This window comes from Methylomagnum sp. (genome assembly GCF_054333355.1).
The window spans coordinates 1-4,987 of sequence record NZ_JBTEKS010000328.1 but is presented as its reverse complement, the minus strand read 5'-3'; the positions used below and the strand labels follow the sequence as shown (position 1 = coordinate 4,987).

General features: G+C 57.7%; 8 protein-coding genes. 4 read left to right on the top strand and 4 right to left on the bottom strand.

What is annotated here, in order from left to right:
- Positions 1-183: 183 nt before the first annotated feature.
- The 3 genes from ACXWUF_RS18435 to ACXWUF_RS18425 form a co-directional block, all read right to left on the bottom strand.
- Positions 184-414 (bottom strand): hypothetical protein, encoded by a 231-nt coding sequence (locus ACXWUF_RS18435; protein ID WP_458496067.1) that lies wholly within the window; start codon positions 412-414, stop codon positions 184-186.
- Entirely contained in the window at positions 407-886 is a 480-nt protein-coding gene (locus tag ACXWUF_RS18430; RefSeq protein ID WP_458496066.1) for a type II toxin-antitoxin system VapC family toxin, read from the bottom strand. The genes ACXWUF_RS18435 and ACXWUF_RS18430 overlap by 8 nt, the downstream gene beginning before the upstream one ends.
- A 226-nt stretch (positions 887-1,112) precedes the next feature.
- On the bottom strand, positions 1,113-1,715 hold the full coding sequence (locus tag ACXWUF_RS18425; RefSeq protein ID WP_458496065.1) for a hypothetical protein: 603 nt from the start codon (positions 1,713-1,715) through the stop codon (positions 1,113-1,115).
- Between the two features lie 278 nt (positions 1,716-1,993).
- Between ACXWUF_RS18425 and ACXWUF_RS18420 the strand changes: the two genes are divergently transcribed.
- The 4 genes from ACXWUF_RS18420 (at position 1,994) to smbP (ending at position 4,169) form a co-directional block, all read left to right on the top strand.
- Positions 1,994-2,569, top strand: coding sequence for an IMPACT family protein (locus ACXWUF_RS18420; protein ID WP_458496064.1), 576 nt, complete (start codon positions 1,994-1,996; stop codon positions 2,567-2,569).
- Between the two features lie 76 nt (positions 2,570-2,645).
- Positions 2,646-3,065 (top strand): CoA-binding protein, encoded by a 420-nt coding sequence (locus ACXWUF_RS18415; protein WP_458496063.1) that lies wholly within the window; start codon positions 2,646-2,648, stop codon positions 3,063-3,065.
- 87 nt (positions 3,066-3,152) lie between these two features.
- Positions 3,153-3,611, top strand: a complete 459-nt coding sequence (locus ACXWUF_RS18410) for a hypothetical protein (RefSeq protein ID WP_458496062.1) — start codon at positions 3,153-3,155, stop codon at positions 3,609-3,611.
- A gap of 60 nt (positions 3,612-3,671) precedes the next feature.
- Positions 3,672-4,169, top strand: coding sequence for a small metal-binding protein SmbP (gene smbP, locus ACXWUF_RS18405; protein ID WP_458496061.1), 498 nt, complete (start codon positions 3,672-3,674; stop codon positions 4,167-4,169).
- A 56-nt stretch (positions 4,170-4,225) separates the two neighbouring features.
- On the opposite strand, the gene ACXWUF_RS18400 is transcribed toward smbP, so the two are convergent.
- Positions 4,226-4,987: peptide deformylase (locus ACXWUF_RS18400; RefSeq protein ID WP_458496060.1), on the bottom strand; the 762-nt coding region annotated here is incomplete at its 5' end.

Sequence of the window (4,987 nt, the reverse complement as noted above, 5' to 3'; positions counted from 1 at the left end):
GCTTTGGTCGCGGCTTCCGGCCCATCGGCGAGAATGAAGGCGCAGCCTAACGCGCCCCAGTTATCGAAATAGGCGTTGGCTTGGCCGTCTTTGATGATGACGTAGTTTGCGCGTTGGCCCATGGTTTTATCTCAGCGGTATATTGGTTAGTTGGCTTACATAGGATTTTCCTAGCCATACCAGTCATGCTGCCGGTTCTGCTCTTGCAGAGTGATGAGCGAAACGAATTTTCTGATATGCGGAACGGGGTATGCCAAATGTCGCTGGCGGTGGATCGACGAATTTAGCTCCGCGAGCAACATGCTCTTCCTCATTATTTTTTATGTCTTCATAAATAGCGTCTAAATCGAAATTGAATTTTGCGGCATGGGCTTCGCGTATCGCTCGAATTTCATCAAGGATTTCGTCACTCATCGTTGGCTCCTAGCAGTTCTTCGGGGGTGCAAATAAAAGGCAGGAATAAGCCCAGATCTTCAAGATATAAAGCAATGCGCTTTTGAATTTCTGGATTTGCGATGTGCTTGCAATTCCAGGTCAGCAAGAAATCCATGGCGTGAATTGTTGCAATCGAAATATGCAACGAATCCTCGGCGGCTTTGCTTGGAATTATGCCGCGCACCACCATGGCTTTAGACAATTCCACCGCCTCTTTTGTGGTGCGAAGAAGAATCAAGCCTTCTATGGCCTCCAGTCGTTTTTTAGCCGCATTCGGATCACCCGCCGCGCATTCCCGCGACACCACTTCGGAGATATAAAGGTCGTAGTTTAAGCGGGAATCCCACCATGATTGGGTAATCTGTTGACGTGCCGCAGCAATCAAGTTTCGGCTTACTCGACTGGTTAAATAGCTAATAATGGATGTTTCTATGTAAACGCTGCTGGGCATTGTTTAGCCTTATTTCAGTTGCATCGCAAAACGGCAAGTCAAGTAGTCAAGTAGGGTGGGCATGTGCCCATGCCCACCAAAACCCGCAACGGTAGGACGGTTTAAACCAAGTGGGTAGGTATTTCCCGTCCATCAAACAAAAATGGTGGGCATGAGTACATGCCCACCCTACTACTAACGATAAAGCTCACCGGCGGAGCGAAGCGGAGTCCGGTGCAGCGACCAGTTAGCCATCGCTGCTTGCTAATGCTTGAACAACAACCTTCCTGATTTCACCGTAACGAGCTTCGATTGGATTAAGCTTCAATAAGCTTGGTAGCGCAATAGTTTTCTGAGAGCCTATTTTTTCATTTAACGTTCGGGTTGGTAGAACATAAAACTTCCATTGAGACATATCCAGTGGATCAACTGATGATTTATCCTTGTGCTCTAACACGCAGAAAACATAAATATTAGATTGACGTATCTTGGCGATTGATACTGTATTTTCTTCAGCATCCCATCCGAATGTTGGTTGAACTCCAAAAACAATAGGAGAAAGTTTTTTCTGCTTCCAGCTTTGAAGAAAAGCGCCTGATTTGACTTCAATCTTAATACCATCATGTGTTTTCATGTCATATGCATCCCATTGTTGCCTAACTCCTTTTGTGCAACCTAAATCAGAGGCAACAATAAACTCGGCGAGTGTTCCTCGTAATGCATTACCGAGTAATCCCGATGATGACCACTGCCAAAAAGAAAGCAAATTTATGGGAAGCTCTGTTCCATTAATGTGGAATAGTTCATCCCCTGTTTTTCGTATACTTCGAGTTGCTTCAAGATTTGTCATGTTTTTTATGGTTAACGTGAAGTAGACATCAAAAGTGCCGTATAAGCAGCCTGCTTATGCGTCATTTTTGCTGCATAAGCCGAAACACTACGCCCGATATTCTGGACCGTCAACCCTGCAAGCCACGGCTTGTAAGACCATCTTCCCGCTTATGCGGCATCCCCAGGATGACGCCTATCCAAATAATCCCCCGACAAACACAGCATCCCAGCGCCCACCTCAATCCCCCCAAAAGACGCGATAATCCCCACCCATAAAGCCACCCAATCCCCCACCCCATGCAACTCATCCAAACCCCCTCCGAAGCCCACTATACCGTCAACCATTCCCGCTTCATCGGCTTCGCCATGCCCTCTGCCGACGAGCGGGAACTCCGCGCCCGGCTGTCCGGCATCGCCCACCGCTATTCCGACGCCCACCACCTCGCCTTCGCCTACCGCATCAAGACCAGCCAGGGACTCGCCGCCTACTGCAACGACGCGGGCGAACCCAGCGGCACGGCGGGACGCCCCATTTTGATGCAGGCGGAGGGGTTTGAGGTGGTAAATGCCGTGGTCGCGGTGGTCCGTTATTTCGGCGGCGTCAAGCTTGGTGCGGGCGGCTTGGTGCGGGCCTACGGCGGCACCGCGAAGATGGCCCTGGAAGCCGCCGTGCTGGTGCCCTTCGTGGACTTCACCCAACTCCGGCTGACCATCGACTATCCGCAGCTTCAACCGCTCACCTATCAACTGGGAAAGGCCGGGGGCGAAATCCTGTCCAAAACATTCGGCGCTCAGGTGGAACTGGTGGTCCGCCTGCCCGCGCCGGAAGCCCCCGCATTCCAGCAGCGCTACGCCAGTGGGAGCGGTTGCTAACCGCGACTTCCGGCGAGAGCCGTTCCGCCATCCACAGTCGCGGTTTGGAAACCGCTCCCACAGCGAGTGAATCGCCATGACATCAAAAAGCCTGATTGAGCTGCTGAACGCCCCCGGCACCCTCATTGCCGTGGTTGGCGCCACCGATGACCCGCGCAAGTTCGGCCATGCCATTTACCGAGACCTCAAGCGCAAGGGTTATTTAATCTATCCAGTCAATCCCCACCGTCCGACCGTGGACGGCGACCCGGCTTATCCGAATCTCGCCGCGTTGCCCCGGAAGCCCGATTTGGTGAATCTGGTGATTCCGCCCGAAGTCGGCCTGAGCGTGCTGCGGGAATGCCTAACGCTCGGGCTGTCCCAGGTCTGGCTGCAACCGGGCACCGCCAGTCCCGACATGCTGGACTTTTTGGACGCCCATGGCTTCGTTTACCTCGCCGACGCCTGCGTCATGGTGGAAGGCCGCCTCGCCCGGTCGCCCCGTAACAATCCCTAAAGACCACCCCCGCGCCCCGTGCTACAAAGGAGCTTCTCCGGTAACGCCCGGATGAATGGAAGCACACATTACTTAAGGAGGGACGCTATGCGCATGAGAATTCTGATCCTGACCTCGGCCGCCCTGGCCGCGCCGCTGTGGTTGTCCACGAACAGCGCCTTGGCCGCGAAGCAGGACGCCACCACCACGGGCGCGGAAAGCACGGATCGTTCGGAAAGCGGATCCAGCAGCGACAGCACCCGGCGCAGCCAGTCGGGCACCAGTCGGCAACGCGGCGAGGACAACGGCATGGGCGGCACGACGGGCCGTGGCAGCGAGGACGCTAGCGGTTCCGGCTCGCGCAGTAAGGGCGGCAGCGGCATGGACGGCGATGATGGCTCCAGCGGCATGGGCGGCAGTGGCACGTCCGGTAGCGGCTCATCCAAGGGCGGTACCTCGGGAAGTGGCGGCACGTCCGGCAGTGGCTCGGAGGGTGGCATGACGGGTGGCGGCTCGGGCAGCGGGACCACCGGCAGCGGCTCTGGCGGCATGGAACGCGAACGCTAAGACAATGCGCCTGGGCTGACCTATTTCAAGGATGACAATGTTAAATCGAGGAGACTGTTTATGAGTAGCAAGAGGCTCACGGGTTTGCTGGCGGGCTTGTGCCTGCCGTTCTTTATTGCCACGGCGGCCACCGCCGCCGAGGGTGAATCCCCCTCCCCCTCCCCCACCGAAACGGGTCAGCCCGGCCAACCCGGCGCGGCTGGGCAAACCGCGCCCGGTCAGCCAGGCGCCACGGGTGCCGAGGGCGCGGCGGGTGGCGCGACCACTCAGGGGCAGCCGCCGGGTGGCTCGGAAAACCATGTGAAGGAGGCGCTGAAACATGCCCAAGCCGCCGCCGACGCTGGCAAAAAGGGCGACTCCAGCACCATTTCCAAGCACGCCCAAATGGCGAAGACCCATGCGGAAGCCGCTTTGAAGGAGAAGCCCGGCGATCCCCATTTGCAAGCGGCCCTGTCCAGCTTGGACGCCGCCATCATGGCGGGCAACATGAGCAGCGGCGACAAGGCCCACAAATCGGCCAAAGAGGCCGTCAATCATCTGGAAGCCGCCGGGAAGTGATTCCCAAGGCGCGGGGCTGAAAATACGGGCGAGGCGGAGTGTCCGCCGTTGTTTTGCTAAAGCCGACTCGCCCGTTTCTCCCAGGCCGCTTTCATCAAGGCATCGCATTCCGCCTGGGTTTTACCCCGACAATCCCGCAACAGCGGTGCCATGAACGCCTCCATTTCGCCCGCCGGAATAAACGATTGGCGAGGCAGGCCGCTGTTTAGCAACCTGCCGTTCAGGTGGTCCATTTCTTGTTGGAACACCACCGCCTCGCCGCCCTCCAGGTTTTCCACCACCGCTTCCCCCGCCAGATTTTGATAGCGCACCGTGACCCTCGCCGGGCGCTCGGTGTGGCGATAGCCCCAGGGCACCGACAGGCAATGCTCCCAGGAAACGATTTGTTGGGCGGCGTGGCCGATGATCTCGGGATTCACGAACGCCTGGAAGCGTTCCGCCCCATGTCCATCCCGCCGCGCCAGCAACGCGACCCGTACCGGAATGCCCACCTGGACGGCGGCGAGTCCCGCGCCGTGTTGCTGGCGGGCGGTTCGCTCCATTTGCGCGATGAGCTTGCCCAGCCAAGGCGCGGCGAGCGGTGCGGGGCGGCTGGGCTGCTCCAGCAGCATCCGCCCGGCGGGGGATTCCACCGACAAGACCGCCGTGCCGTGTTGCTGTTCCCGGTCCAGCAGGGTTTGCCATTCTTCGGGCGGTAACGAGGTGTGGGCGGGAGTCGGGCTGGCGCAGGCGTGTAGAAGCAGCGGGGCGGCGAGGAGGATTGGATAAATGGATAGGTGAGGTCGGGCCATGGTTGCTTTAGGGGGGTTGCGCTCAGG

What these genes read in the sequence shown, in the direction of transcription:
- ACXWUF_RS18435 (WP_458496067.1), bottom strand. Translation starts at nt 414, where the DNA reads ATGAGTGACGAAATCCTTGATGAAATTCGAGCGATACGCGAAGCCCAT.
- ACXWUF_RS18430 (WP_458496066.1), bottom strand. Translation starts at nt 886, where the DNA reads ATGCCCAGCAGCGTTTACATAGAAACATCCATTATTAGCTATTTAACC.
- ACXWUF_RS18425 (WP_458496065.1), bottom strand. Translation starts at nt 1,715, where the DNA reads ATGACAAATCTTGAAGCAACTCGAAGTATACGAAAAACAGGGGATGAA.
- ACXWUF_RS18420 (WP_458496064.1), top strand. Translation starts at nt 1,994, where the DNA reads ATGCAACTCATCCAAACCCCCTCCGAAGCCCACTATACCGTCAACCAT.
- ACXWUF_RS18415 (WP_458496063.1), top strand. Translation starts at nt 2,646, where the DNA reads ATGACATCAAAAAGCCTGATTGAGCTGCTGAACGCCCCCGGCACCCTC.
- ACXWUF_RS18410 (WP_458496062.1), top strand. Translation starts at nt 3,153, where the DNA reads ATGCGCATGAGAATTCTGATCCTGACCTCGGCCGCCCTGGCCGCGCCG.
- smbP (WP_458496061.1), top strand. Translation starts at nt 3,672, where the DNA reads ATGAGTAGCAAGAGGCTCACGGGTTTGCTGGCGGGCTTGTGCCTGCCG.